Raw genomic sequence first — 25,240 nt, 5'->3', positions numbered from 1 at the left:
ACACCATGACACAAGCAACCGTGCTTCGCAGTGCATTCTGGGCGGTCCTGATCGCCTTTGTGGTCTGGGATTTCACCCACTCCAAGCCCGTCGATCTACGCTATGAAGCGCCACTGATTGCCGCCGGATCTGGCGTGGCCGTACAAGGCGGCCACTGCTCCATGCCTGATTGAGCAGGCACTCACTGTGACGTCAAGGCCGCATGCTTGCGGCCTTTTTTATGCCTGTAATACCCGCCAGGGTGCACACACGAACAGGTCAGCTGCAGTGCACCAGCGCACAGGCCCACGTCCATCGCCAACCAAGATAGCTAGCATATCCATGCAGAAAACATAGGCCTTCTGTCGCTTAGAGCGTGCCATAGCCGGGCATTTGTTTACATATATGTGCAAGCCCCCACTAAATAGCCGTCACCAACTTGTAACAAGAACCCCAGCCCATTAACAATCTGCCACAATTTCATGCATAGAATTGGCAAGGATCATGTTCTTGCCAGTCATTCACCAGTGCACTGCAATGTGCGCAGCTTCTGAAGGACATGGGTTTTAGACATGCAAGTTATGAGAAATATCAGCATCCGGGCCAAGCTATGGCTGTTGGTCGCAGGACTGCTGACACTGACTGTTGCCATCACTGCGGCCTTGGTGCACCAGCTCAATGCCAGCAACGAGCGGCTGGCAGATATTTACACCAACCGTGTCGTGCCCACACAGCAGATCAAGCTGATCTCAGACGGCTACGGCATCAAGCTGGTGGAAATCACCAACAAGGTCTACAACCAGCAAATCCTGGCTGAATCGGGCAAGGAGCAACTGGCAGAAATCAAGAAAAATGCCCAGGAAGCCTGGCAGGCCTACCAGGCCAACGTGGAGACCAATACCGAAGACGAGAAGGTACTTGCACAGCGCGTGGGCACCTTGATTGACGCCATCACACCGCGCATTGATGATTTGCTGCGCTTGTTTGAGCAGCAGGACCACGACTCGCTGGGCTCGTTCATTGAATACCGCCTGTTCCCTAGCGTCAGCCCTTTGGCAGCTAACTTGCAACTGCTGTCCACCATGCAAGAGGAACTGGCACTTGCCGCTTACGAAGAAGCGCAATCTGCCTTGTCCCGCGCCATGATGCTGGCGGCCATTGCCGTGGCCGTCCTGCTGGTGCTGGCACTGTTCGGTGCCAGCCTGCTCATCCGCATCATTACCCGCAGTCTGGACAGCGCCGTGCACGTGGCTGAGACGGTGGCCCAGGGCGATTTGAGCTCCACAATCGAGGTGAAATCCAACGATGAGCTGGGCCGCCTCATGCAAGCCTTAAAGAGCATGAACGGCAACCTGATCGGCATCGTGAACCGCATCCGTGACAGCAGCGAATCGATTGCCACAGGCGCTACCGAAATTTCTACCGGCAACAACGATTTGTCGCAGCGTACCGAAGAGCAAGCCAGCAACCTGCAGCAAACTGCAGCCAGCATGGAGCAACTGGCCTCCACCGTGCGTCACAACACAGAAAACGCCCAGCAAGCCACTGCCCTGGCACGCGATGCAGCGCAAACGGCCGCACAAGGCGGCCAGGCCATGGCGCAGGTAACGCAGACCATGGAGACCATCTCCACCAGCTCGCGCAAGATTTCCGACATCATTGGCGTCATTGACGGCATCGCTTTCCAGACCAACATCCTGGCGCTCAATGCCGCAGTGGAAGCCGCACGCGCCGGCGAACAAGGCCGCGGCTTTGCCGTGGTGGCGGGCGAAGTGCGTGCGCTGGCTGGCCGCAGTGCGGATGCGGCCAAGGAAATCAAGCAACTGATTCAGCAAAGCGTGAACCAGGTGAGCGAAGGCACACGCCTGGTCGATGCCACCGGCCAGACCATCAGCGAAGTGGTACGCCAGGTGCAAAGCGTCTCGACCCTGATTCAGGAAATCAGCAACGCCAGTCAGGAGCAAAGCCAGGGCGCAGGCCAGGTCAGCGACGCGATTGCGCAGCTGGACCAGGTCACCCAGCAAAACGCTGCACTGGTTGAAGAAAGTGCCGCCGCAGCCAGCAGCCTGAACCACCAGGCCGCGGAACTGAACCAGCTGGTTGCCACCTTCAAAACTGGCACAGGCACTTCTGCTCGCTTTGCGAGCATTGCGCCCAAGCTGGCACCAGCGTCTGCTGCACCACGGACCTTGAAACAGCCACAGGCTGCGGCTGAAGAGCCCATGATGCTCAATTAAATTTCTCCGTCCTCCACAAAAAAGGCCTTGGCATGTACCAAGGCCTTTTTTGTCAGTGCACATGAACATCTGTTCAGGCTGAGGCGGCCACACGCTGCGCAAATGGAAGTCTTGCAGTCGCCCACATCCACAGACACAACCAGCACTGCATCACGCCACCAAGCACCGGCGCACCGACGGTGGCACCAGCGGCTCTTAGAGCCCCTCCTCTTGCGCATAAGCACGTGCCTGTGCCATGCGGCGGTTGGCCCAGCCTTGCAAGGCTCTGGGCACAACCACCAGCAGCAACACGACAACCAGCAAGGCCAGCGACCACGGCCGCTGGACAAAAATAGCCAAGCTGCCATTGCCCACCGCCACGGCTTGCCGCAACTGCACTTCCGCCATCGGCCCCAGAGCCAGACCGACCACCAAAGGCGTCAAAGGGAAATCAAAGCGCCGCATGGCCACACCCAGCAAGCCCAGTCCATACATGATGAACACGTCCCCCATGCTCTGGCGCATGCCATACACACCCGCCGTTGCCAGAACCAGCATGGCTGCATAGCGCTGCGGGCGGGGTATGCGCAGCAGCCACGTCCACATGCGTGCCATGGGCAGGTTCAGCACCAGCAGCATCAAATTGCCAATGAACAGCGACGCAATCAGCACCCACACCAGCGCGTGCCCGACAGCAAACCACTGGTGCCCCGGCATCACCCCATAGTTCTGGAAAGCGCCCAGCATGACGGCGGTGGTATTGCTGGTGGGAATGCCCATGGTGAGCAGTGGAATCAATGCCGCCGTCACCGTAGCGTTGTTCGCAGCTTCTGGCCCGGCGACACCTTCAATTGCACCTTCTTTGCCAAATTCATTGCGGTACTGCTCGCGCACCATATAGCGCTCAGAGGCATAACTGACATAGGTGGGCATATCAATACCGCCCACAGGCACACAGCCAAACGGCGTACCGATCACCGTACCACGCAGCCATGGTCGCCAGGATCGCTTCCAGTCCTGGGGCGACATGCGCACTCGACCCACCGTATTGAGCGTGCTGCGTACACGCCCTTCATACATGGCGGCATGCAGCACCTCGGCAACCACAAACAGGCCCACGGCCACCAGCACCATATCGATACCGTCATACAGCAAAGGCCAGCCTGCGGTCCAGCGCTCAGCTCCGCTGGTGGACTCAATGCCCACACACGCCAGCGCCAACCCGATGAACAAGGCTGTCATCCCGCGCAACGTGCTTTTATCAATTGCGGCACTGACGGCGCCCAGTGCCATCACCATCAGCATGAATGTTTCTGCAGGGCCAAGCTTTTGCGCCACCCCTGCCACCCACGGCGCCGCCCACACCACGAACACTGCCGCCAGCGTACCCGCAACAAAAGAGCCAATGGCAGCAGTGGCCAGCGCCACCCCGGCTCGCCCGTTCAACGCCATGCGGTTGCCTTCCATGGCCGTGACCATGCTGGCACTTTCCCCGGGGGTATTGAGCACGATCGACGCCGTAGAGCCGCCATACATTCCGCCGCCTGCAATGGCGATGAAGAAGATAAAAGCTTGCGTGATATCCACATGAAACGTCATGGGCAGCAGCACCGCAATGGCCACCGAAGGGCCAAAACCCGGCAGCACCCCCATGGCGGTACCCAGCACACAACCCGCCAATGCCCACAGGAGGTTTTCTGGCGTGGTAGCCACCGCCAGCCCTTGCCACAAAGCGTGTATCAATTCCATGCCAACCACCCTGCTGGCAAATCAATGCCCAAGACCTGTGTGAAAAGCGCATACACCACGCACGCAATCAGCGCCCCTGTGGCCAGGTCACCTGCCCAGCGTTGAACGCTGACACGCAATTGCGGTTGCGCAGCCAGCCGCAGGCCCTGCAATGCCAGCACATAACACAGCGTGGCAGCCACCACAAAGCCACTGCGAGCCATCAGCAAGCCACTGAGCAAAATGCCCGCACTCACCCACACCCACGGGATCACTTGCACCCTGACATCACTGCTGAAGGCCGGCGCATGGCGCCAGCCGCCATGGCGTGCCTCCCACACCAGCCATAGTCCGCACAGCAGCAACGCGCCCGCACACAAACCGGGCACCAGGCGCGCACCACCATCCATCGCATGCGGCTGCGATGGAATCTGCCAGGTGGCCCATGCCAGTAGCACAGCCACCAAAGCAATGGCCAAGCCCACACCGGTTTGCCATCGGGCAGCTATCAAATCGGCGTGTGCAGACAACGCAGACTCACCCTCCAGTGGCTGCGCTGCATCTTGTTCGGTCATATCAGACACCTTTTTTGGATTGCTTTACCAACTCAGTCAACGCCCAAGGCTGCCACCTGCCCAACGCAAAGGCTCTGCGCAGGATCAAGCTTGCTTGGCTGCCGCATCATCCCGTTCATCGGCGCATGCGCAGCCGGTACAAACCCGTATGACACAGCGCAAAGATGCACGACGAACGGCAGCGCACATCGCCTTCCCTGACAATAGTGGCATGACTGAAAATTCTTCCATGCGCTTAGACAAATGGCTGTGGGCTGCCCGTTTTTACAAAACCCGCAGCCTGGCCGTGGAGCAAATCAGTAAAAACCGTGTCACCGTCAACGCAGCAGCGGCCAAGGCATCACGCGAGGTGCGTGTGGGTGACACCATCATGCTGCGCCAGGGCAATGTGCCCAAAACCGTCAAGGTGCTGGGGCTGAGCGCCATGCGCGGCCCTGCCCCTGTGGCCCAGCAGCTTTATGCAGAAACCCCCGAGAGCATGGCCGAACGCGAGCGTCTGGCCGAAGAACATCGGCTGGCCCCAGAGCCGGCCAGCACCATTGCCCTGCAGCACGATGGCCGCCCCACCAAGCGTGACCGCCGCGAGATTGAGCGCACGCGCCACCAGTGGGATGACCGCTGGAGCGCCAGCTGGGACGGCAAGTGATGCCTTGCTGCAATAGATAACCATTCGTCGGAACCTTTTATCGAAAACTGTTTCAATCCCTTGCTATTGATTTGTGAACACCAGCCATAGAGGCTGCAAGGGATTTCAGTGATTTTTAAAAAGTTCTCAGCGCGCAGTGCACGCGCTGTTGTGGCATCCGCTCTGGGCGCTGCATTGCTCAGCGCCTGTTTAGGCAATACATCCCCTCCCCAGTCCACCACCAGCACCACGGCCCCAGCCAAGACAGCCCCGGTGCCTGCTGCGGCCGGCAGTCGTTTTCAAGACTGCCGCCAGTTCTTTGCGACGGGTGTACCACCAGTGGTGCATGCCCAGCCCAAGCTGCGTGAGCTGTGCTTTGATGCCTTTGCCATTTTGCACAACGGCAGCACCCGCACCCCCCTGTTTGTGGCACAGCGCATGAACAAGGCCCTGGTTGCCGATGCCAACGAAAAACGCACCAACAAGTTTTACGCCGATGCGCGCCTGCCGCGTGCCGAGCGCGCTGAGCTGAGTGACTACAAAGGCTCTGGATACTCTCGCGGGCATATGGCCCCTGCTGCCGACATGCCCACAGCTCAGGCCATGGCGCAAAGCTTCTCGCTGGCCAATATGGTGCCCCAGTCCATCAAGCAAAACAGCGGCCCCTGGGCACACATTGAAAAAGACACCCGTCGTTACGCCAGCCGCGCCAAAGGTGATGTCTTCATCATTACAGGCCCCGTGTATGAACCACAGCCCGCCACCGTAGGTGGCAATCAGGTGGCTGTGCCCGCTTATTTGTACAAGCTGGTCTACGACGCCGAGACCAACCGCGCATGGGCGCACTGGCAGGCCAATCGCGACGATGAGCGCATCAGCAAGCCCATCAGCTACAGCGAACTGGTTGAGCGCACGGGCATTGAGTTTTTGCCCGGCATCCAGCCTAAGTAAGGCCGCAGGCCCCTGCAAAAAAAGCGCTCCGTCAGAGCGCTTTTTTGATGCGGCTTTCATTACCCATCCCTGGCACAGCAGCCTTACCCGCCCTGCGTGCCATGCCAGGCACGCTCAGCAATCAGCATCATCGCAATACCGACCATCAGCACACCCGACAAGCGCGACACCCACAACGCAGCCACAGGGCGTGCCCCCAACACCCGCTGCGAGCCCAGACCGACGCCCATGTAAACCACGCAGCAGCTGGCTGCATGTACGCCCCCCAAGGCCACAATTTGCAGCGCCACCGACCAAGGTGCCGTTTGCTGCACAAACTGCGGCAGCAAAGCCAGCAGCAGTAACAGCAGCTTGGGGTTCAGGCCACTCACACAGGCACCCCTGGCCATCCAGCGCCATGGCGAGTCGTGGACCTGGGCCGCAGCAACTGTGGCTGTAGAAGGCTTGCGCAGCATGGCCACACCCAGCCACAGCAAATACGCAGCACCCACAAGCGTCATCACCGTAAGCAGCGCGGGGTGCTGGGCTACCAAGGCGCCCACTCCCGCAGCTACGGCGACGGTCGCCAGCATGGCCCCGGCAGCCAGCCCCACAACGGCTGGAGCCACCTGTGTGCGCCCTCGCAAGCCTGCAGAAATGGCATACGCCCAGTCGGCACCTGGCGTGATCACCAGCAGAAAAGAAACCAGCCAAAAAGCAGCAATAACTGACACTGACACAAGATACTCACACAGCAATAGAAAGCAGCAAGGATATGAAGCTTCTTGCACAATGTGCTTTCAATAATTTCCTGTTTGATTTTCTAAATTAGAAGATTTCACCCCATGGATGCCTTAGACAGAAAAATTCTTGCACAGCTTGAAGGCGATGGCCGATTAACGGTCACAGAGCTGTCTGAGCGTGTCGGGCTCAGCCTCTCGCCTTGCCATCGGCGCGTGCGGGCACTGGAGGACTGCGGCGTCATCCGTGGCTATCGCGCACAGCTGGATGCACGCTCTCTGGGGCTGGAATTTGCCGCTCTGGTTTTTGTGACTCTTACTGGCAGCAAGGCTGTGGCTGAATTTGAGCAAGCGGTGGCGGCGCTGGACAATGTCATTCAGGCGCAGCGCCTGTTTGGCGAACCCGACTATTTACTGCACGTAGTGGTGCGCGACCTGTCGGCCTTTCAGCGCTTTTACGATGAACGCCTCACCACACTGCCTGGCATGCACCGCATGACTTCGACCCTGGTGATGAAAGACGTTGTGGCCAACCGGCCACTGACAGCGGCCATGGCGGGATAGAGATGCGAGTCAAAAGCGCTTCAAATGCCTGTGCATCAAGCGTTAAAGATCAACTTTTAAAAATCAACAGCCTAAACATCCACTGTCGTGCAGCAGCTGGCGGGTAAATCCAGCCAGCGCTGGGCCGCAGCCTGCAGCGATGCCACCTGCCCTGTCGTCATCAGCTGTATCTGCTCGGCACTCGCTATGGGCTGCAGCGGCAACTGTGACTGCAACTGCAACGGCAACTGCGCAGGTTCAGCACGCAAGGCCATCGTCGTGTCCAGCAAACGCCGGGTCTGCCGCGCTACCGCTGCACCCGTATCAATCAGCAGCACCTCAGGCCCCAGCAAGGCGCGCAACTCGTCCTTGATAAAGATGTAGTGCGTGCAACCCAGCACCAGTGCATCCATCTCACCAGTTTTTAAACCGAATTGGCCTAAATCACTGATGTAGCGGGCGCTCAGCGCTTCAATTTCTGTCACTTCGCCTTCTGCTTTGGGTTGCTGCAAAGTGCTCCATTCAATGGCGCGCGCCAGACCATCACAGGCTTGCACATGAAAGTGCACATGCTGGCCATATTCAGCCAGCAATTTTTTAAACCGGCGGCTTTCCACCGTGCCTCGCGTGGCAATTACCCCAACATGCTGGGTTTGGCTGGATGTGCTGGCGGGCTTGATCGCGGGCTCCACCCCGATCAATGGCAAATCTGGCATGAAGCTGCGCAAAGACTCCACCGCCGCTGCCGTGGCCGTGTTGCAGGCAATCACCAACGCTTTGATGCCGTGTTTCGAGCGCAGGTGCTGCGCAATAGCGTGCGTGCGCGCCTGTACAAAATCGTCTCCGCGCTCGCCATACGGTGCATTCCCACTGTCTGCCAGATAGACAAAGTGCTCATGGGGCAGCTCGTGCCGCAAAGCCTGCAGCACGCTCAAGCCGCCAATACCGCTGTCAAAAACGCCAATGGGCGATGCCGCCAAAGTCATGGTGCAAAAAATGAAGGTGGATATACAACAATCTGCCAAGTATGCGCCTGCCCGAGCACGCCTTGCCACAGCACCAGAAACAAACCCCTGCTGGCGCAAACCATGCAGGGGTTGTGAAACTTTTGCAAGGCAGCCGTTTAAGGCATGGTTTCCAGATAAGTTGCCACCGCTTGAATGTCCTGGTCAGACATGCCCTTGGTCACAAAGGCCATGTTGGCATTGGCACGCACGTCGCTGCTGTCGCGATAGCGTTTGAGCGTCAAATTGACGTAGCCATAGTGCTGGCCCGCAATGCGCGGCAATTGCTCATTGCCATGACCATCTGCCGCATGGCAGTTGATGCAGACCCGCTCGTAATACGCCCTGCCCTTTTGCAGCATGGCCGTATCTTTCGCTGCACGGGGTGGCAGTTTTTCTTTTTCGTAGAACAACACCATGCCCACCATTTCGTCGCGGTTCATGGCTTTCAAAATGCCTTCCATGAAGGTGTTTTTGCGCAGGCCCTGAGAAAACTGGCGAATCTGCTCGACCAGATACGCTGGATTTTGCCCATCCAGATAAGGCACTTCCAAAATCGCTGTCCCGTTCTGGTCTGCGTGGCAATTGGCACACACAGCGGCCACTTTGCGGCCAACGGCATAGAGCTTTTGCTCAACCTCAGGATTGGTTTTGGCTTCCAGCAAACGCGCCTGCAACTCGGCCTGCGTGATCTGCTTGCCTGGCTGCGCATACGCCACAGGCCATAGCACAACAGACAGCAGTGCTGCACTCACAACAGTTTGAAAGCAGGCATGCAGCGAGGCAGAAAAGCGCAAATTCATGAGTAAATCCGGGGCGTGCAGCAACATAGAACCAATTCATTATCTGCACATCGCCAGGTATTACCAGCCTCATCCGCTAGCTCTCCAAAGCTTGATCTAGCCGCTTGCCAAAGCCCGCAATCTTCGCCCTCAAACTGAGGCAAAGACCGCCAGCAATGCGCGTATGCCCCAATACGAAAGCATTCACATTTAGTTTCAACTACGGTTTCGCACGACCGTGCTTTTTAAAGCATTACACATCTACCCCGTTCAAGAGAGACCGCCATGAAGCACATCAGCGTCACAAAAAAGCTTTGGCTCGGCGTTGCCAGCATTGTGATTGGCGCGGTCATCATCATTGGCCATGCTGGCTACAACTCAGCTGCACACCAGAAGAAATTCAACCAGCAAGACAGCTTGCTGTCGCAGCGGCTGGACCAGGCTTCTCAATGGGGTGCGCTGTCGCAAGTCAACATCGTGCGCACACAGGCAGCGCTGGCAAGCAGCGATCCACAAGACGCCGCTGAGTTGAGCACGCAAATTGCGCAGACAGACCAGAACATTCAAGCGCTGCAACAGATGCTGCAAGCCAGCAGCGCCAGCAGCGCCAGCAGCGCCAGCAGCGCCAGCAGCGCCAGCAGCGCCAGCAGCGCCAGCAGCGCCAGCAGCCAAGATCAGGCACATCTGCAGCAACTGGCCCAGTTACGCCAAGCCATGCAAACGCAAAGCACACATGCCCAGTCATTCAAGGACCGTGGCCAAACCGATGAAGCACGCGAGGCCGCACGCAGCAGTTTCCGAGCAGCCGCTGATGCTTACACCCAGGCGCTGAACCAGTACGTACACCAGCAAGCCCAGAACCTGGCGCAGATGCGTGCAGACATGGGCGCTGCCCGCCAGGGGGTGGTTCGAACAGCGGCCATCAACATGGTGTTTTTGCTGCTGGGTATCGCGGTGGGAGCCTATCTGCTGATTGGCAATATCCGCCGCTCCATGCAAGAGGCCAATCACATTGCCGAGCGTATTGCCGAGGGGGACTTGCGCCCCCGCTCCCACGAAGAGCGCCGTGATGAATTCGGACAGTTGCTGCAATCGCTGCAGCGCATGAGCCTGTCACTGTCGAGCATGATGAACGATGTGCGCCAAAGTGGTGATGCCATCAGCCTGGCCAGCAGCGAGATCGCTTCTGGCAATCAGGACCTGTCGCAGCGCACCGAGATCACTTCAAGCCATCTACAGCAAGCGGCCGCCGCCATCATGCAGCTGACGCACACCTTGAAAGACACCGCCTCCAGCGCCCAGCAGGCAGCAGGTCTGGCCCAGCAAGCTTCGGGCATTGCGCAGCGCGGCGGTACAGTGGTCCATGAAGTGGTGGAGACCATGACCGACATCCACAGCCGCAGCCAGAAGATTGCCGACATCATTGGCGTGATTGATGGCATTGCTTTTCAGACCAATATCCTGGCCCTGAACGCTGCGGTAGAGGCCGCCCGCGCGGGCGAGCAAGGCCGTGGTTTTGCCGTAGTGGCTGCCGAAGTGCGCACTCTGGCACAGCGCAGCGCCCAGGCAGCCAAAGAAATCAAGCAGCTGATTCAGGACTCAGTGAGCCGCATGGCCGATGGTGCACGTCTGGTCCAAGACGCAGGTACCACCATGACCGAGGTGGTGCAATCTATTCACCGCGTGACAGAAGTGATGCAGACCATCAACACCAATGCTGCTGAGCAGCGCGACGGGGTGGCCCAAGTCAACGAGGCCGTGGGCTCTCTGGACCAGATGACGCAGCAAAACGCAGCGCTGGTTGAGCAAAGCGCTGCTGCTGCGCACAGCCTGCGCGAGCAGTCCGAGCATTTGCGCGAGCTGGTCCAGCGCTTCAAGGTAGCTCCCAGCGCTGAAGAGGCTGCGGCTCTAACGCACTCACTGGTGCCTGCAGCCGCCCCACTCACTATGGCTCGCCCCATCAGCCATGAACACAAGATGGAAAGCATGCGTGAGCACCACCCCAAAATAGCTGCTCTGGTCGACTAAAACCCGGGCAACCCAAGGCCGAGCTTTGGCAATCTATGTCTGCTGCGCAGCTATTCCTGCCAGTCACATCTGCAAGTCGAAGTACCGGTTCTGCCCTGACAGAGTTCTACTGTTCCCCAAAAGCGGGGTTGGAGCAGTTGAATACAAGAACTTCTCCCTTGGGGTGGCCGATTCAAGATTCCACAAAGTCGGCGTCGCTCCTGAAGATGCGACCATCGCAGGCAATGCTTGGCGCTTTGTTCACAACAACGGTACGCCTGATCGCCGCTTTAAAGACAACGAAGAGATCCCGATCTGCCTGTATAGCAACCTCCAGGTGGCCGGACTAGATGTTCGCTTCCTTGCATCCAAGAGTGGAGTCTTTGATAACTTGCCAGAGCGAGTTACCGCGATGGAGGTTTAAGCATCTGCTTGACTAAGCACAATGGGCTCGTATGAGCCCATTGATGATCTGCAAAAACGTATCGAGTCACATTGATATATGTGACTGATTCGCACCTCCTGTGGGTCACTTCTGGGTCGAGATCAACAACCAAAGCGTTGAACTACTGAATCATGCCAGATTGTGGCTGCTCAGTAGAGCGTTTTCTTAAATCTCAGCAGACCCTAACCGTGGGGCCATACACCGCCCAGCAGGCTAGTCGCCTTCTGGCATGCCGCCAGCAAGACCGGGCCCATCACATGCACGGTGCTGAGGTTGAAGCGATCCAGCGGCCCAGAAAACGACAGGGCACCCAACAGCTCCTGCCCCGGCCCGAATACCGGCCCTGCTACTGCCGCACAACTTGGATCTCGCTCACCAAATGACACTTGCAACAGTGGACTGATGTCTGCCACCTGAGGGTCCGGGGCCGCCTGCCGCAACACCTTTCCCGGAGCACCCGCATGCAATGGCAGGAGATCGCCCACACGTACGCGATCGAGTGTGGAATGCATCGAATCTACACGCAGCATACAGATGCGGGAGTGCGCGTCGTGCACCACATGGAACGACGGACTTTCCATGCCATCGCGCACCAATTGTTCCATCAGCGGTTGCAACGATGCTTCGAGTGGCATGCATGCGTCATAAGCCCGGCCTAAACGCACTGCAAACGGCCCCAAGGTGTAGCTCTGGTCTGAACGACGTACGACTAATCCACCTCGCTCCAAACTGACCAGCAATCGCAAGATGGTGCTCTTGTACAGCCCTGTGTGGTGCGCCAACTCGGTCAGGCTCAGCGGTTGTCGTGCAACCTCCAGCGCCTGTGCAATTGCCAGCGCACGCTCCACCGCCGCTACCCCATCCATGTTGGCGGCGTGGCCAGCGGAGGCCTGCTTCTCGACAGCATCATGATTATTCATAAAGTAATTCTGACAGACAGAACAACTGTAATGACTAGGAAAACCCTAGTACCACTTTCAAAAATAGGCCTATAGACTGATAAAAACAGAACATCTATTCTGATCAACAGAACTAAAGACCTATGTCCTCTACTCGCAAAAAACTTTGGATTAACGGCCAGGCCGTCGATGGTGAATCCGGCATCGCCCCACTGGTGTCCGTCAATCCCGCTAACGGTGCCGTGAACTACGAGGTCGCTACGGCGGGCTCGACACTGGTGGATGCGGCCGTACGTAATGCTGAAGACGCCGTGCGCAGCAAGGCCTGGCGCCAGATGCTGCCGCCGCAGCGCGCGGCCATTCTGTCGCGCATCGCCGATGGCATGGAACGCCGTGGCGACGAGTTGGCAAAACTGCAGATGATGGAAAACGGCAAGGTCTGGCGCGAGTGCCAGGTACAGGTAAAAAGTGCCGCTGCCACCTTCCGCTACTACGCAGCCGTATGCGAAACCACAGGCTCCGAAGTCACCCCTTCGCGTGGTGATTACCTGTCAATGTCAGTGTATGAACCCTATGGCGTGGTCGCAGCGATCACGCCATGGAATTCGCCCATGACCATGGAGGCCCAGAAAGTGGCGCCAGCACTGGCCGCAGGCAATGCCGTGGTACTCAAGCCATCAGAGATCACTCCTTCCACCGCGTTGGTCTTGGCAGAAATCGCCAGCCAGGCAGGCCTGCCCGCCGGCATTCTTAATGTGCTGCCCGGCACCGGTGCTCTGGTTGGGGCCGCATTGGTCGAGCATCCCAAAGTGCGTATGGTCTCCTTCACGGGCGGCACCGAAAGCGGCCGCCGCATCGCCGAGACTGCAGCCCGCAAGCTGATGCCGGTGGCGCTGGAGTTGGGTGGCAAGTCACCACATATCGTGTTCAACGATGCACCCGTGGATGCGGCTGTAGCTGCATTGGCAGGGGGTATTTTTGAAGGCAGCGGGCAGTCATGCGTCGCGGGTTCGCGTGCTTTTGTACAGCGCGGCATTTACGACGAACTGGTGACCAAATTGGTGGCGACTGCCCGCGCACTGAAGGTGGATTTACCGGATGCAGCCGGCGCCGAAATGGGACCTCTCGCCACATTCACTCACCGTGACAAAGTGGCCAGCATGGTCGATACCGCTCGCTTAGCGGGTGCCGACATTCTGGTCGGCGGTCACCGCCCTGACGTCTCAAATCTGGCGGCCGGCGCCTACTACTTACCCACCGTGGTGGCTGGCATCACCAACCAGGCCGCGATTGCACAGCAAGAAATTTTTGGCCCCGTGCTCTGCGTGATCCCGTTTGACGATGAAGCCGACCTGATCACCCAAGCCAACGACACCGCATTCGGTTTGGCGTCTGGCGTCTGGACACGCGATTACCAGCGCGCCTGGCGTGTAGCACGTGCACTGCAAGCAGGTACGGTCTGGATCAACACCTACAAGCAACTGTCGATTGCCACACCATTTGGCGGCTTCAAGGACAGCGGCATCGGTCGCGAAAAAGGCATCAATGGCATGCGCTTGTACCAACAGGCCAAGGGCATCTACTTCGGCATGAGCGCTCTCGCCTAACCCTTCCTGAAAATTCACAAAAATTATGCGTAAAGTTCAAAAAATCGGTTTCATTGGTCTGGGTGTCATGGGTGAGCCCATTTGCCGCAATCTCACCCGCAAAGCGGGGGTGCCTGTCATGGCATTCGACCTGTCCTCGGAACCACTGCAACGACTCGCCGTCGAAGGTGCGGAAATCGCTGCATCTCCTGCCCAGGTGATGCAGCAGTGCGATGTGGTGTTCCTCTCGCTTCCATCAGGTGAGGTAGTGGCCAAGCTGGCACGTGATGCGGACGGTCTACTGACACACGCCAGCGAGGACCAAATCATCGTTGACCTGAGCACCTCCGCCGTAGACAGCACGCGCGCATTGGCTGAGGAATTTGCACACCGTAAAGCCCATCTGGTCGACGCTCCCGTGGCACGGACCCGCGCTGCCGCAGAGGCCGGGACGCTGGCAGTGATGGTCGGCGCCAGCCCCGACTTGTTTGAACGAGTGAAGCCACTGATTGGTACTTTCGCCTCCGACATCGCATTGTGCGGCTCTGTGGGCTGTGGCCAGGTGCTCAAGATCCTGAACAACATGGTGCTGTTTGAAACGGTTGTCGCGGTCAGTGAAGCCAAAGCAATAGGCGAACGTGCAGGCGTAGACCCTACTGTGCTGTTCAACACCTTATCAATGGGCTCCGCTGACAGCTTCGCACTGCGCAACCATGGCATGAAGGCGGTGCTGCCGGGCGAGTTTCCTGAACGCGCCTTCTCGGTGCGTTATGCCCAAAAGGACCTGCACTACGCATTGCAATTGGCCGCACAAACTGGCGTGGACGTCCGTGGTGCACAGGTCGTGGATAGCTGGTTCACCCAGGCCATTGCCGCCGGTAAGGGAGAGGCTTACCACCCTGTCATCAGTACCCTCATGTCTAAAGGCGCGCAGTAAGGTTTTTTTAACCCCAAGACTTTTTATAAAAAGGCGAGACATATGACAACGACTACTTTCCTCACATCGACCGTGCGCCGTGCTCTGCTGGGCGCAGCAGTGGCCGGTTGCGTGGTCCCGATGGTGCTCAGCACAGCCTCGGCGCAGACTGCGACCACCAAGTTCAACGCCGCTCCAGTCAAACTGGTAGTTCCGTATGCTGCCGGTGGCGCCACCGACATCGTGGCCCGCGCTGTCTCTGAAAAAATGGCCACATTGTGGGGGAAGCCAGTTGTTGTCGAGAACAAGCCCGGTGCAGGCACCACACTCGCAGCATCGCAAATCGCTCGTATGCCTGGTGACGGCTCCACGCTGTACATGACCACGTCGGCACACACCATCAGTGGCAGCATCTACAAAAAGCTGGACTTCAACCCAGTGACTGATTTCACGCCGGTGACCATGATCGTCAAGGTACCGCTGGTACTGGTAGTGCGCCCCAGTATGAACGTGCATAGTCTGGAAGGCTTTCTGCAATACGCCAAAGCCAACCCAGACAAGCTGTCCTTCGCCTCACCTGGCAACGGCACAGCCCAGCATCTGACTGGCGAGATGTTTAACACCAAGGCCAAGGTGCGCATGACCCACGTTCCGTATCGTGGCGATGCACCTGCCATTACCGATCTGATGGGGGGCTCGATCGATGCCATGTTTGCAACACTGACTGCCGTGTTGCCGCACATTGCTGCAGGCAAGCTCACCGCCATCGCTTTGGCCAACGACAAGCGTGTCGAGAAAGTGCCGGAGATTCCGACCTTTGCAGAAGCTGGCATGAATAATTTCGAGGCTGCCACTTGGTTCGGCATTCTTGCACCAGCCTCCATGCCTGCAGCGTTGCGCGATTCCATAAGTCAGGACATTCGCGCCGTGGTAGCCCAGCCCGACATGCGCAAGAAATTGATCGATTTGGGCGGCGAAGTTGTCAACAGCGATCCCGCAGGCTTTCAGCAATTCATGCAAGCCGAAACAGCCAAATGGGCAGACATCATCCGTACGTCTGGTGCTGCCGTGAACTGATTTTCAGCAAACTACTTGTCGGCTTCAAGATGATTGCGCACGTTCTTTACGAATAACGCCGGCACCTTCATCCTTTAGTTTTGAGTGCTTGCACTGGGGCTTCATGCCCCAGTGCCTTTTGCGGCAAGTGGTGCGGTTAAACAGCCAGATAAAACGGCGTATTACCTTATCCAGATCTTCAACGCTGGTTGTCGTGCCGCAGCTTCTCTGCGGTACTGGATATAAACCTGCTCACGGCTTCGATCAACGAAGGCAGGACATTGATGGAGTGGCCAAAACTGCGCGTGCAGGCGATCTGCTGCGTTGCTCCAGACAGATGCTGCTGATGCTTGCGCACCGTGCGCTCCAGAAGCACGCTCTACTAGTTCCGGCCCTGAATGGCAGGAATCTTGGCCACGTACAAGTAGGTAATGGCTGCTGCCCATATGCATATGACATACGACCGATCACTGCCACGTTGCTGCCGTTCAGGTGCTGGACCGCGAATGACTCAGTTCAGCCTGAAGCCGTCATATACAGGAAAACATGTGAGCACCACTTCTGGCTGTTACGCACCTGACGGCAATCGACTCAAAGATAACTGCTGATCTGCTGAAGTAGTCACCTAACAGCAACCACTCGACGGCACAGTAAGCAACTTTCTGCGAGCACTTGCATCTGCGGAAGCTTTTAGCACAAGCGCTCAAATGCGTACAAAACGGCTTCATCCCATCTGTCAGGGCTTGTAGGGCATATTGCTGCGCCGATAGCCTTCTCCTGGCGAAGAAACCCGATAGTCATCACTCAGAGCAAAAACACATTGCAGGTAGTTGCTGGCATCTGCCCACTTAGCCCCATCGGAGTGAAGTTCAAACAGATTGCGAGTCACCTCCACGGCTTCTGGCCACCTGTCCTTTGCTACTGCTGTCATGGCTTCGCGGCTGTCGTCGTGGTCATGCAATGCACCATCTTGAGCGCCGTATGCGTGAAACTCCACGAGCTTTGCTGGTGTCGTGAACGACGAACCTTCACACTGCGCACCAATGGACTGTGGTTCGCGCTCGGCGTGGGCTGCTGCGAACGAATCCTGAACGGTGTGCAGTACCGAGCCAAAAGCAATTTCACGAATCTGAGTAACTAGACCGCTGGCGTTATCTTGTCGCCCTAAGAGATACAGATCTACGACCTTCCACTCGGTGCAACCGAAGTGCTGCTTGATGGTCCGGTTGTCGATGTCCTTCAGGAAGGTTTGAGGCAAGATTTCCTTGGACGACACCTTCCATGCAAATTCCAGCCAGTCCAGTATCTGGCCTCTCGTATCGAAGGGGTGTATGTCAGACGCATTGGCCATGCCATGCAGGAACTGAAGGTCACCAAAGTGTGACCGCGTCATCAAGTTTCCTGGAACGCTGTTCGCCGTTCTGTTGCAGCCCGCGATGGTCTTGGTCTGTGCCTGACGCTCGGCATCCTTGAAAAGGCAATACCAGCAAGCTGGCTGGGTCGAAAACCTGATCGTCTGGTCTGCTCGGCAAACGTTCTTTTTCCCCATGTAGTCGCAGTTGCCCTGACCTTGCTCCAGGCGAAACGGCGGCAGATCGTTCCACCGAACTCCGTAAATCACATACGGAGAGGAAAATCCAACGTCACGACCACTGCAGTAAGTGTCAGTGGCAAGATCGGCTTGCTGCACATGACACCACTTGCCGAGATGGGTGATTTCCTCATGGACAGGAGTCTTGATCAAAACTCCCAGCGATCCTGCGATGCGAGCCAGCGTCGAATTTGTCTCGTTGGTCAAGCGTTCTTCGTGCTTGGTTCCGAGGGGGCCGATCTGAAATGCACCCACCCAAGTGCTCACCAGCAATAAGCATGCGATCACGCACCCTCTTGAAGCTTTCCAAAGCTGCATAGTTTCCCCTTCTCTTTGCGCGCATTCTCAGGAGCTAGCAGCAAGTAAGCAAGGGAGTAACTACCGCTGTCATTTGCGGTGCGTCAATTGGACGGTATTCAAATGCTCAGGTACTTCAGCATTGAAGGCAACGGCCATGACGCCATTAATGGGGGCACAATCCAAATGCCCGAACCAACTCGCGACACAGCGCCCAACGACCTTTGGTTGAGGCAAGAAAAGCTGCCGTTGACGCACAATGAAAGCAGCATTTCCGAAAGCTGACCTTTGCGGAGGTCAGGAACTGGCCGAAGCAGGGTCCAGCTACTTGTGAGCGCAGCACCGCAAAGCTGACCTTCGGGGCTGCGCCTTGAGCGTCCGCAGTCAACATGTGTGGGGCGTCATCAGTCGGCCAGAAGATATCGTCCGGCGTGTGGCCGCGAACGACAGGTCTTGGCAGAGAGCCATCATCGACTTATGGCTGATCGATGACGGCTGCTGCAGACACCCGCCTGTGCAAGGCGTTCTGCCTGAATTTCCGCTGTGCAAATTGCCACGTGGAGGCTCTCGCTGAGGTGCTGGTTGGCTACCTCCGAGGGGAAATTCAAAGGCTAGGGAGAATCGATCATGAAGAAATTTCTTCGATTTTGAATATCTAGCAGTCTGGTGCAGATTCTGCAAGGCTCGAGCAAACGTCGTTCGCGTCGAGTCCCCATCGTTTCTGTTCACTCATGAGGCCGACTCGATGGTTAACCAACATTAAACGAAACAGTGTCAATCGGCCTAGGTTCTTTCGTGGCATCGCGCAAAGCGTAATGTGGGTGTCGAGGTCTGGCAACACCAAGCAGCTATCGCCTGCTTCGATTACTTGCAAGCGGCTACCTTTAGCGAAAAACCTTCCCTCTACCTGTATGCCGCTCAGGACTTGCAGCATGGAGTGCATAGTTTTTATGCACTCCTATTGCATCCTCACTACGACTTTGCCTTTGGAGCGTCCTTGGGACAAGTACTCCAGCGCCTGCTTCGCTTGGTCGAACGGAAACACTTTGTCTACAACCGGATGGATATGACCGGCGTCAAGAAGTGCGCCTATTTCGTTCAACTGTTCACCGTCAGGTCGCACGAATAGAAACGAGTAATCCACATCCTTCTTTGCTGCCATGCGGATGATTTTTCTGCTCATGAGACCAAAGATCAGTTCGAGCACGAAGCTGAGCTTGCGAGCTTGTGCAAATGCAGCATCCAGCGGACCAATCAGCGAAATAATCTTGCCGCCGGGCTTGAGGATGCCAATCGACTTCTCCAATGCATTCCCGCGGATGGTCCCCAGTACCACGTTGTATCCTTGCAGCACCTGCTCAAACTCCTGCTTTTTGTAGTCAATCACATCGTCTGCGCCCAGACTCTTGACCAGCGCAACGTTGGCGGTACTTGTGGTCGTTCCTACATAGGCACCGAGGTGCTTGGTCAACTGAATCGCAAACGTGCCGATACCGCCTGAACCTGCAGGGATAAATACTCTTTGGCCTGTCTGCACGTCGGCACGTTCTTTCAGAGCCTGCCAGGAAGTCAACCCAACCATCGGCACAGACGCCGCCTGCACGAAGTCGAGATTGGCAGGTTTGCGTGCAGCCAGATCTTGGGGAACCACCGCAAACTCGGCGAGTGATCCCGTGCCTTGATCGAAGAGGCTGGCAAAGACCTCATCGCCCGGCTTGAAGCGGGTAACACTGCCCCCCACTTCAACTATCACTCCGGCCAGGTCGCTGCCCATGACTGCGGGAAGTTGGAACTTCAGCACAGGCTTGAACATTCCCGTCGTGATCATATTGTCGATAGGGTTTAAGCCTGCTGCATGCACCTTAACCAGCATTTCATCGGGCCGAAGCGTTGGGCGAGGCACCTCAGTGATGCCGATCTCTGGGGTCTTGCCGTAGCGCTTAAATGTGAGGGCTTTCATGATGCTCCTGCTTGAGTGTTGCGAAGGCGGCCATGCGCAAGTGCCTGGTGTAGCCTCATCATCAGCTCCTGCTTTGTTGTGCCGCTCCGGAGCCGTTGTTCAGCTATTACTGTGCGAGGAAGGCAAGAGCCTTCGGCACAAAGGCCTCGTGATACTGGAATACCGCACCGTGACCCGCATCGGGATAAATGAGCAGCTCACTGTTGGGCAGGCGCTTGAGGTTGGTAGCGTTCAGCGGCATGCGCTTGACGGATTTCGGACATCAGTCCTTGTCGCGCCTGCTCCAGTTCGTCCCAACGCTCTGCGACATGCAGGGGCGGAATCGTCACCAGTTCCTTGCGATCGAAGCCGATGAGTGCGGCATCAACCAGTTCGTTGACATCCATCACCTCTGGCAGCGTGTTGATATCCATGCCGGCGCGGCTCCAGATCTCAGTACGGGTTGCAGCAGGCAGTACGGCTTGCACATAGATTCCCTTAGGCCCTAGTTCCAAATTCAGGCCTTGTGAGAGAAACAGTACAAATGCCTTGGTCGCACCATAAATAGTCATGCCTAGCTCGGGAGCAAAGCCAACAACCGAGCCGATGTTGACGATGGAGCCCTTGCCTTCCTGAACAAAGCGCGCAGCGACTGCTGCAGCGAGGCGCGTGGGCGCCGTGGTGTTGAGCATTACCAGACGGTCAATGCTCTGCGCGTTCTGTTGGATGAAGGATCCGGACTGGCCCATGCCAGCGTTGTTGATCAGAATCCCGATCGACGTGTCTTCGCGCAGACGAGACTCGATCTCAGCCAGGTCTTCCTGTTGTGTAAGGTCGGCTTGAATCACGTCTATGGTGACCATGGTCTCTTCGCGCAAGCGGGAGGCTAGGAGGTCCATGCGAGCTTTATCGCGGGCAACCATGACGAGGTTGTGGCCACGGCGGGCGAAGCGCTCAGCGTAGGTGGCCCCGATGCCAGACGACGCACCGGTGATCAAGGCTGTAGGCAGATTAGTCATAGTTTTAGATCCAGAAGTGGTTTGGAAAGATCAATGGGTAGACGCGCGATCCGGTGGTCTGTTGTCCATCGGGGAACAGAGCGGTCTCCTGTTGGATGCACTGGTGATCAGGCAGCGAGCGCGGGATAGTCGGTGTAGCCTGCGGCGCCACCGCCGTAGAGCGTGGCCATATCCATTTGAGCCAGAGACGCATCGGTCTTCAAGCGCTCGACCAAGTCTGGGTTGGCAATGAAGGCGTGACCAAAGGCGACCAAATCGAGCTTGCCTTCCTGCAGACGAGCTTCGGCCAACTGGCGGGTGTAGCCGTTGTTGGCGATGTAGGTTTGCTTGAAGCGAGCGCGCAGCGCGTCATAGTCAAAAGGAGCGACATCGCGGGGGCCACCTGTCGCGCCTTCCACGACATGCAGATAGACAATCCCGAGGGCACTGAGCTGCTCCGCGATGTAGTTGTACTGAGGCTGCGGCTCGCTGATAGAGATGCCATTGGCGGGGGAGACTGGAGAAATGCGCACACCGGTGCGCTCAGGTCCAATTTCCTGGGCAACGGCAGCGGTCACCTCTAGCAACAGTCGTGCACGGTTTTCCACTGAGCCGCCGTATGCGTCCGTGCGTTGGTTGGCTCCATCCTTGATGAATTGCTCCAGCAGGTAGCCGTTGGCACCATGCACCTCCACGCCATCGAAGCCGGCACTCATGGCATTGGCGGCAGCTTGACGGAAGCTCTCCACGATGCCAGGGATCTCATCTAAACCCAGAGCGCGGGGCTCAGATGCTTCCGCAAAGCCATTGTTCACGAAGGTCTTGGTTTGTGCTCGGATGGCAGAGGGGGCTACAGGCGCTGCGCCATCCGGCTGCACCGACACATGGGACACGCGACCCACATGCCACAGTTGCACAAAGATCTTTCCGCCCTTGGCGTGCACCGCTTCGGTGACTTTGCGCCAGCCAGCGACCTGCTCGGCTGTGTAGAGACCGGGGGTGTCTTGGTAGCCCTGCGCCTGTGCGGAGACCTGAGTCGCTTCCGAAATGATCAAGCCAGCGGAGGCGCGCTGTGCGTAGTAAGTGGCCGCAAGTTCATTAGGCACCAGGCCTGAACCGGCGCGGTTGCGGGTTAGCGGTCCCATCACAACGCGATTGGCAAGTACCAGGTCACCCAAGACATAGGGTTGAAAAAGCGTCTTCTCAGTCATTTTGCATCCACAGCAATGTTCTAGAAGACTTAATGATGATGATCGTAATCTAAAAAGTCAGCACTTTAATTACGATCGTAATCAATATATAGTAGAAGCTCCGCATGCACACAGACACTCCACGGTAGAAAAATGAAGCTCACCAAAGCACAGGCTCAGGCAAACCGAGCACATGTCGTGAAAACGGCGTCAGCGCTGTTTCGCGAGCGTGGATACGATGGCGTGGGCGTGGTCGACTTGATGGCGGCAGCGGGGTTCACTCAAGGCGGTTTCTACAAACAATTCCGCTCTAAGACGGACTTGATGGCGGAATCTGCCGCTTGCGGGATAGAGCAGACTGTTGAGTTGACGAAAGGTATTGGCCTGTCGACTTTTGTGAACAGCTATCTGTCTCGTGAGCATCGTGACAATCGGTCGGCGGGCTGCACTATGGCCGCTCTGGGCTCCGACGCAGCGCGCCAGACGCAAGAGGTCAAGAGAACATTTGCTGCAGGCATCGACAGTTTGCTGCAAGCCCTTGAGAAGGAATGTCCGACCTCGGAGCGAACAGGAAATAACGAGGCACGGGCCAAGTCCATCAATACCTTTGCGCATATCGTCGGAGCCCTGGTCATATCTCGGGCCTGTCCCGATGATTCACCACTTGCCGACGAAATCTTGGCGGTGTGCCGGGACAAGATCCTTGACACGCTGGCGGAGCAAGAAGGCGTACCGCCTCCCGCAGCGGCTCACGCTGCTCAATCTGATGTGGCCTGAGCTTTAACGTTCATCGCTTTACTGCGGCCCCAAACGTCACCAACGCCATCAGCAAGCTGGTGGCGATGACAGCGCTGAATGCCAAATAGGGAGAAAGCGGCAGTGCAGAGGTAATTGCAATGGAGATAGCAGCACAGCCCATTTGCAGAAAACCCAGTAAAGCAGAGGCTGCCCCAGCGTTTTGCCCAAAGGGTTGCAGGGTCACGGCAGTTCCTAGGGGATTGATCAGGCCCATTCCAATCAAAAACACCGTCAACGCCGCCGAAAAGTAGTAAACCTGCTCCGGGGCAGCCAGCAAGGTCGCACCAGCGGCAAAGGCAATGACAATGCCTGCACGGGCAGCGCGCAGTGTGCCAAAGCGGTGCGCAAGTCGAGGAGCGAGCAGGCCAGCTCCAAAGACAACAAAGACGGTCGACGCGAAAAAAAGTGCGAGTTGCAAGGGCGAAAAACCAAACCCTTCCATCAAGATCGCCGGCGCCATTGCAAAAAACAGATACAGCGAGCCCAAGACCAAGCTGACAGATACTGCAGGTGCAATGAAACGGCGGTCAAACAAGAGTGCTTTGTAGGTCGCGACGACAGCACTGAGCGCCAACGGGCGGCGTAAGTCACAGCTATGTGTCTCCCCAAGTCGCGACACATAGTGGATACCCAGCAAGATGGCGAGAACCCCGACAACGCCAAACGTTGCGCGCCAGCCCAAAAAACTGTTGAAGGCACCACCCAGTAGCGGAGAAAAGCCAGGTGCAGCTGCCATGGCGACCATGACCAGTGAAAGCGCACGCGCAAGCGTATCGCCTTCAAACAGGTCACGTGCAATGGCGCGAGATAGCACGGACGTCGCGCAAACGCCAAGGGCTTGAATCACTCGTCCGACGATGAGCTCAGGAAGGCTTGTGGCAAAGGCACATACCGCGCTACCGACCACAAACACGCACAAACCGCATACCACCAATGGTTTACGTCCAAAGCGATCTGACAAAGGCCCGACGAAAAGCTGACCCAACGCGAAAGCCACAAAGAAGGTGCTAAGAGTGGAACTAAGGTCTTTGACAGATGTCCCAAGCTCGGCGCCCATGGAAGGAAAGGCAGGCAGGATGATGTTGGTGGCCAACGATCCCAGCGCTGCCAGTCCAGCGAGCATCACCAGCAATTCGCCTGAGAGGGATTGAGTGGATTCAGCCGGCTTTTGCATCATTGCCTTCCTCATCTCCGTCAAGGCATTCAATGCAGGAGTCGAGTAGGTCATGCAGCGCCGCCACACGCTCCGTGCCCAACTGCGCGTTCAAAGCAAGCTGTGCGGCTTTCCAAGCCTGTTGTGCTTGTGCTTGTTTGTACACGCCAGTTTCTGTTGTGGCGACTAGACGACTGCGCGCGTCGGCTCCAGCGCCAATCGTCAGCAATCCCATCGCCGACAGCGGCTGAAGATTGCGCGTCAATGTTGACGCGTCCATCTGCATGCACTTAGCCAGATCCACCGGCCGTATCGGCCCCAGTTTGACGACGTGGGAAAGCAGGGAATACTGCGTGATCTTCAAGCCCACCTCCGCAAAGAAATGGTCGTAGTGCCGCGTCACCATACGGCTGAGTTGGCGCAACTTCAGATTGGTGCACCCCTGGGGCTTGATGCTGTTCTTCATTTGATATATTGTAATTACAACTGTTGTAATTACAAGTTTTAAAAATGAAGGAGACTGAAATGTCTGTGGATCAAGTTATCGAGAGTTGGCGAGCGGATGAAGCTGCGGTGCGTGCTCATCTAAGAGCTGTGGATACGGGGCTGCACGGAAGTGTCACTGGTCGTTCTGGCATGGAAATGTTCGAGGCCATCTTTGCTGGCGAGCTTCCGCCAGCGCCTATAGGCGATACGCTCGACTTTGTTCCCATTCGCATGACGACTGGGGAGGCGGTGTTCCAGGGGAGCCCAAAGCGTCGTCACTACAACCCGCTCGGTACGGTGCACGGGGGCTGGTTTGCGACCTTGCTCGACTCTGCAGTGGGTTGTGCCATTCACACGACCTTGCCGGCGGGAAAAGCCTTCACCACCTTGGAGCTGAAAGTGAACATGGTGCGTGCGTTGACCGACGGTGTGCCGTTGGTGCGCGCGGAGGGCAAGGTGATCCACGCAGGCCGGCAGGTAGCCACAGCGGAGGGGCGCATCGTTGGACCCGATGGAAAGCTGTATGCCCACGCAACCACAACCTGCTTGATCTTTGATCAGCCCACTGGCGCGGAGCCATCATGAAGAATACCGACATTTTCGGCGTCCAGAACGAGGAACAGTAAACCTTGCATAGCGGTCATTGCCTGTCGAATCTCGAAGGTCCGCAAAGGGTCTATAGCACCACTTCTGCGCACGCCAAAGCTCTGACTCCGCCTGAGTAAGCTCCGGTGACAGCTTTGGGGAGTAGAGCGGA

At 57.2% G+C, this 25,240-nt stretch carries 24 protein-coding genes and 1 pseudogene; 12 read left to right on the top strand and 13 right to left on the bottom strand.

Annotation, left to right across the window (positions count from 1 at the left end):
• The first annotated feature begins 5 nt into the window (after positions 1 to 5).
• Together H9646_RS12725 and H9646_RS12720 are read left to right on the top strand one after the other, a co-directional pair.
• Positions 6 to 173, top strand: coding sequence for a hypothetical protein (locus tag H9646_RS12725; protein WP_191723755.1), 168 nt, complete (start codon positions 6 to 8; stop codon positions 171 to 173).
• A gap of 387 nt (positions 174 to 560) precedes the next feature.
• A complete protein-coding gene (locus tag H9646_RS12720; RefSeq protein ID WP_287915323.1) occupies positions 561 to 2,216 on the top strand; it encodes a methyl-accepting chemotaxis protein in 1,656 nt (551 codons plus the stop codon).
• Between the two features lie 195 nt (positions 2,217 to 2,411).
• Here the strand turns inward: H9646_RS12720 and H9646_RS12715 are convergent, their stop codons facing one another.
• Positions 2,412 to 3,944, bottom strand: a complete 1,533-nt coding sequence (locus H9646_RS12715) for a tripartite tricarboxylate transporter permease (RefSeq protein WP_191723754.1) — start codon at positions 3,942 to 3,944, stop codon at positions 2,412 to 2,414.
• Positions 3,935 to 4,498 (bottom strand): tripartite tricarboxylate transporter TctB family protein, encoded by a 564-nt coding sequence (locus H9646_RS12710; RefSeq protein ID WP_191723753.1) that lies wholly within the window; start codon positions 4,496 to 4,498, stop codon positions 3,935 to 3,937. Before H9646_RS12710 ends, H9646_RS12715 begins: the two co-directional genes overlap by 10 nt.
• A gap of 211 nt (positions 4,499 to 4,709) precedes the next feature.
• On the opposite strand from H9646_RS12710, the gene H9646_RS12705 reads away from it, so the two are divergent.
• Complete coding sequence (locus H9646_RS12705; RefSeq protein ID WP_191723752.1) at positions 4,710 to 5,144, top strand: RNA-binding S4 domain-containing protein; 435 nt, start codon at positions 4,710 to 4,712, stop codon at positions 5,142 to 5,144.
• A 252-nt stretch (positions 5,145 to 5,396) separates the two neighbouring features.
• On the top strand, positions 5,397 to 6,074 hold the full coding sequence (locus H9646_RS12700; protein WP_318244926.1) for a DNA/RNA non-specific endonuclease: 678 nt from the start codon (positions 5,397 to 5,399) through the stop codon (positions 6,072 to 6,074).
• A gap of 83 nt (positions 6,075 to 6,157) precedes the next feature.
• Here the strand turns inward: H9646_RS12700 and H9646_RS12695 are convergent, their stop codons facing one another.
• Positions 6,158 to 6,793, bottom strand: coding sequence for a LysE family translocator (locus H9646_RS12695; RefSeq protein WP_191723751.1), 636 nt, complete (start codon positions 6,791 to 6,793; stop codon positions 6,158 to 6,160).
• A gap of 105 nt (positions 6,794 to 6,898) precedes the next feature.
• On the opposite strand from H9646_RS12695, the gene H9646_RS12690 reads away from it, so the two are divergent.
• The gene (locus H9646_RS12690) at positions 6,899 to 7,357 is read left to right on the top strand and encodes an Lrp/AsnC family transcriptional regulator (protein WP_191723750.1); all 459 of its coding nucleotides are present in this window, start codon (positions 6,899 to 6,901) and stop codon (positions 7,355 to 7,357) included.
• A gap of 71 nt (positions 7,358 to 7,428) precedes the next feature.
• Here the strand turns inward: H9646_RS12690 and murI are convergent, their stop codons facing one another.
• Together murI and H9646_RS12680 are read right to left on the bottom strand one after the other, a co-directional pair.
• The gene (gene murI / locus H9646_RS12685; protein WP_191723749.1) at positions 7,429 to 8,322 is read right to left on the bottom strand and encodes a glutamate racemase; all 894 of its coding nucleotides are present in this window, start codon (positions 8,320 to 8,322) and stop codon (positions 7,429 to 7,431) included.
• A gap of 137 nt (positions 8,323 to 8,459) precedes the next feature.
• Positions 8,460 to 9,170, bottom strand: coding sequence for a c-type cytochrome (locus tag H9646_RS12680; protein WP_191723748.1), 711 nt, complete (start codon positions 9,168 to 9,170; stop codon positions 8,460 to 8,462).
• 237 nt (positions 9,171 to 9,407) lie between these two features.
• On the opposite strand from H9646_RS12680, the gene H9646_RS12675 reads away from it, so the two are divergent.
• On the top strand, positions 9,408 to 11,150 hold the full coding sequence (locus H9646_RS12675) for a methyl-accepting chemotaxis protein (RefSeq protein ID WP_191723747.1): 1,743 nt from the start codon (positions 9,408 to 9,410) through the stop codon (positions 11,148 to 11,150).
• Positions 11,151 to 11,175: 25 nt separating this feature from the next.
• Positions 11,176 to 11,553, top strand: a complete 378-nt coding sequence (locus tag H9646_RS12670) for a hypothetical protein (RefSeq protein WP_191723746.1) — start codon at positions 11,176 to 11,178, stop codon at positions 11,551 to 11,553.
• Between the two features lie 203 nt (positions 11,554 to 11,756).
• On the opposite strand, the gene H9646_RS12665 is transcribed toward H9646_RS12670, so the two are convergent.
• The gene (locus tag H9646_RS12665; protein ID WP_225214184.1) at positions 11,757 to 12,494 is read right to left on the bottom strand and encodes an IclR family transcriptional regulator; all 738 of its coding nucleotides are present in this window, start codon (positions 12,492 to 12,494) and stop codon (positions 11,757 to 11,759) included.
• 122 nt (positions 12,495 to 12,616) lie between these two features.
• Between H9646_RS12665 and H9646_RS12660 the strand changes: the two genes are divergently transcribed.
• Genes H9646_RS12660 through H9646_RS12650 form a run of 3 tightly spaced genes read left to right on the top strand, consistent with a single transcriptional unit; the run spans position 12,617 to position 16,052 of the window.
• Positions 12,617 to 14,080 carry an aldehyde dehydrogenase gene (locus H9646_RS12660; protein WP_191723745.1) on the top strand — a complete coding sequence of 488 codons (1,464 nt, stop codon included), beginning with the start codon at positions 12,617 to 12,619 and terminating at the stop codon, positions 14,078 to 14,080.
• A gap of 25 nt (positions 14,081 to 14,105) precedes the next feature.
• Positions 14,106 to 14,996, top strand: coding sequence for an NAD(P)-dependent oxidoreductase (locus H9646_RS12655; protein ID WP_191723744.1), 891 nt, complete (start codon positions 14,106 to 14,108; stop codon positions 14,994 to 14,996).
• Positions 14,997 to 15,038: 42 nt separating this feature from the next.
• On the top strand, positions 15,039 to 16,052 hold the full coding sequence (locus H9646_RS12650) for a tripartite tricarboxylate transporter substrate binding protein (protein ID WP_225214183.1): 1,014 nt from the start codon (positions 15,039 to 15,041) through the stop codon (positions 16,050 to 16,052).
• A gap of 715 nt (positions 16,053 to 16,767) precedes the next feature.
• Here the strand turns inward: H9646_RS12650 and H9646_RS12645 are convergent.
• From H9646_RS12645 to H9646_RS12630, 5 genes and pseudogenes are all read right to left on the bottom strand, one after another.
• The gene (locus H9646_RS12645; RefSeq protein WP_225214182.1) at positions 16,768 to 17,940 is read right to left on the bottom strand and encodes a hypothetical protein; all 1,173 of its coding nucleotides are present in this window, start codon (positions 17,938 to 17,940) and stop codon (positions 16,768 to 16,770) included.
• 937 nt (positions 17,941 to 18,877) lie between these two features.
• Positions 18,878 to 19,879: an NADP-dependent oxidoreductase gene (locus tag H9646_RS12640; RefSeq protein WP_191723743.1), complete on the bottom strand. Its 1,002-nt coding sequence runs from the start codon at positions 19,877 to 19,879 to the stop codon at positions 18,878 to 18,880.
• A gap of 106 nt (positions 19,880 to 19,985) precedes the next feature.
• Positions 19,986 to 20,096, bottom strand: a pseudogene (locus tag H9646_RS18450) (alpha/beta fold hydrolase); the annotation flags it as partial.
• A complete protein-coding gene (locus H9646_RS12635) occupies positions 20,077 to 20,877 on the bottom strand; it encodes an SDR family NAD(P)-dependent oxidoreductase (RefSeq protein ID WP_191723742.1) in 801 nt (266 codons plus the stop codon). The pseudogene H9646_RS18450 and the gene H9646_RS12635, both read right to left, overlap by 20 nt.
• 107 nt (positions 20,878 to 20,984) lie before the next feature.
• A complete protein-coding gene (locus H9646_RS12630) occupies positions 20,985 to 22,067 on the bottom strand; it encodes an alkene reductase (protein WP_191723741.1) in 1,083 nt (360 codons plus the stop codon).
• 132 nt (positions 22,068 to 22,199) lie between these two features.
• Here H9646_RS12630 and H9646_RS12625 point away from each other — a divergent pair, with 132 nt between their 5' ends.
• A complete protein-coding gene (locus H9646_RS12625) occupies positions 22,200 to 22,823 on the top strand; it encodes a TetR/AcrR family transcriptional regulator (protein ID WP_191723740.1) in 624 nt (207 codons plus the stop codon).
• Positions 22,824 to 22,833: 10 nt separating this feature from the next.
• Here H9646_RS12625 and H9646_RS12620 read toward each other — a convergent pair whose 3' ends face one another.
• Both H9646_RS12620 and H9646_RS12615 read right to left on the bottom strand, forming a co-directional pair.
• Positions 22,834 to 24,018 carry a multidrug effflux MFS transporter gene (locus tag H9646_RS12620; RefSeq protein WP_263598952.1) on the bottom strand — a complete coding sequence of 395 codons (1,185 nt, stop codon included), beginning with the start codon at positions 24,016 to 24,018 and terminating at the stop codon, positions 22,834 to 22,836.
• On the bottom strand, positions 24,002 to 24,463 hold the full coding sequence (locus H9646_RS12615) for a MarR family winged helix-turn-helix transcriptional regulator (protein ID WP_191723738.1): 462 nt from the start codon (positions 24,461 to 24,463) through the stop codon (positions 24,002 to 24,004). Before H9646_RS12615 ends, H9646_RS12620 begins: the two co-directional genes overlap by 17 nt.
• A 59-nt stretch (positions 24,464 to 24,522) precedes the next feature.
• Here H9646_RS12615 and H9646_RS12610 point away from each other — a divergent pair, with 59 nt between their 5' ends.
• Positions 24,523 to 25,068, top strand: coding sequence for a PaaI family thioesterase (locus H9646_RS12610; RefSeq protein WP_191723737.1), 546 nt, complete (start codon positions 24,523 to 24,525; stop codon positions 25,066 to 25,068).
• Positions 25,069 to 25,240 lie beyond the last annotated feature (172 nt).

Origin of the sequence: Comamonas avium (assembly GCF_014836675.1) — a bacterium.
Lineage (GTDB): Bacteria > Pseudomonadota > Gammaproteobacteria > Burkholderiales > Burkholderiaceae_C > Comamonas > Comamonas avium.
The sequence above is the reverse complement of the archived record's forward strand: the minus strand, read 5'-3'. Positions and strand labels throughout refer to the sequence as shown.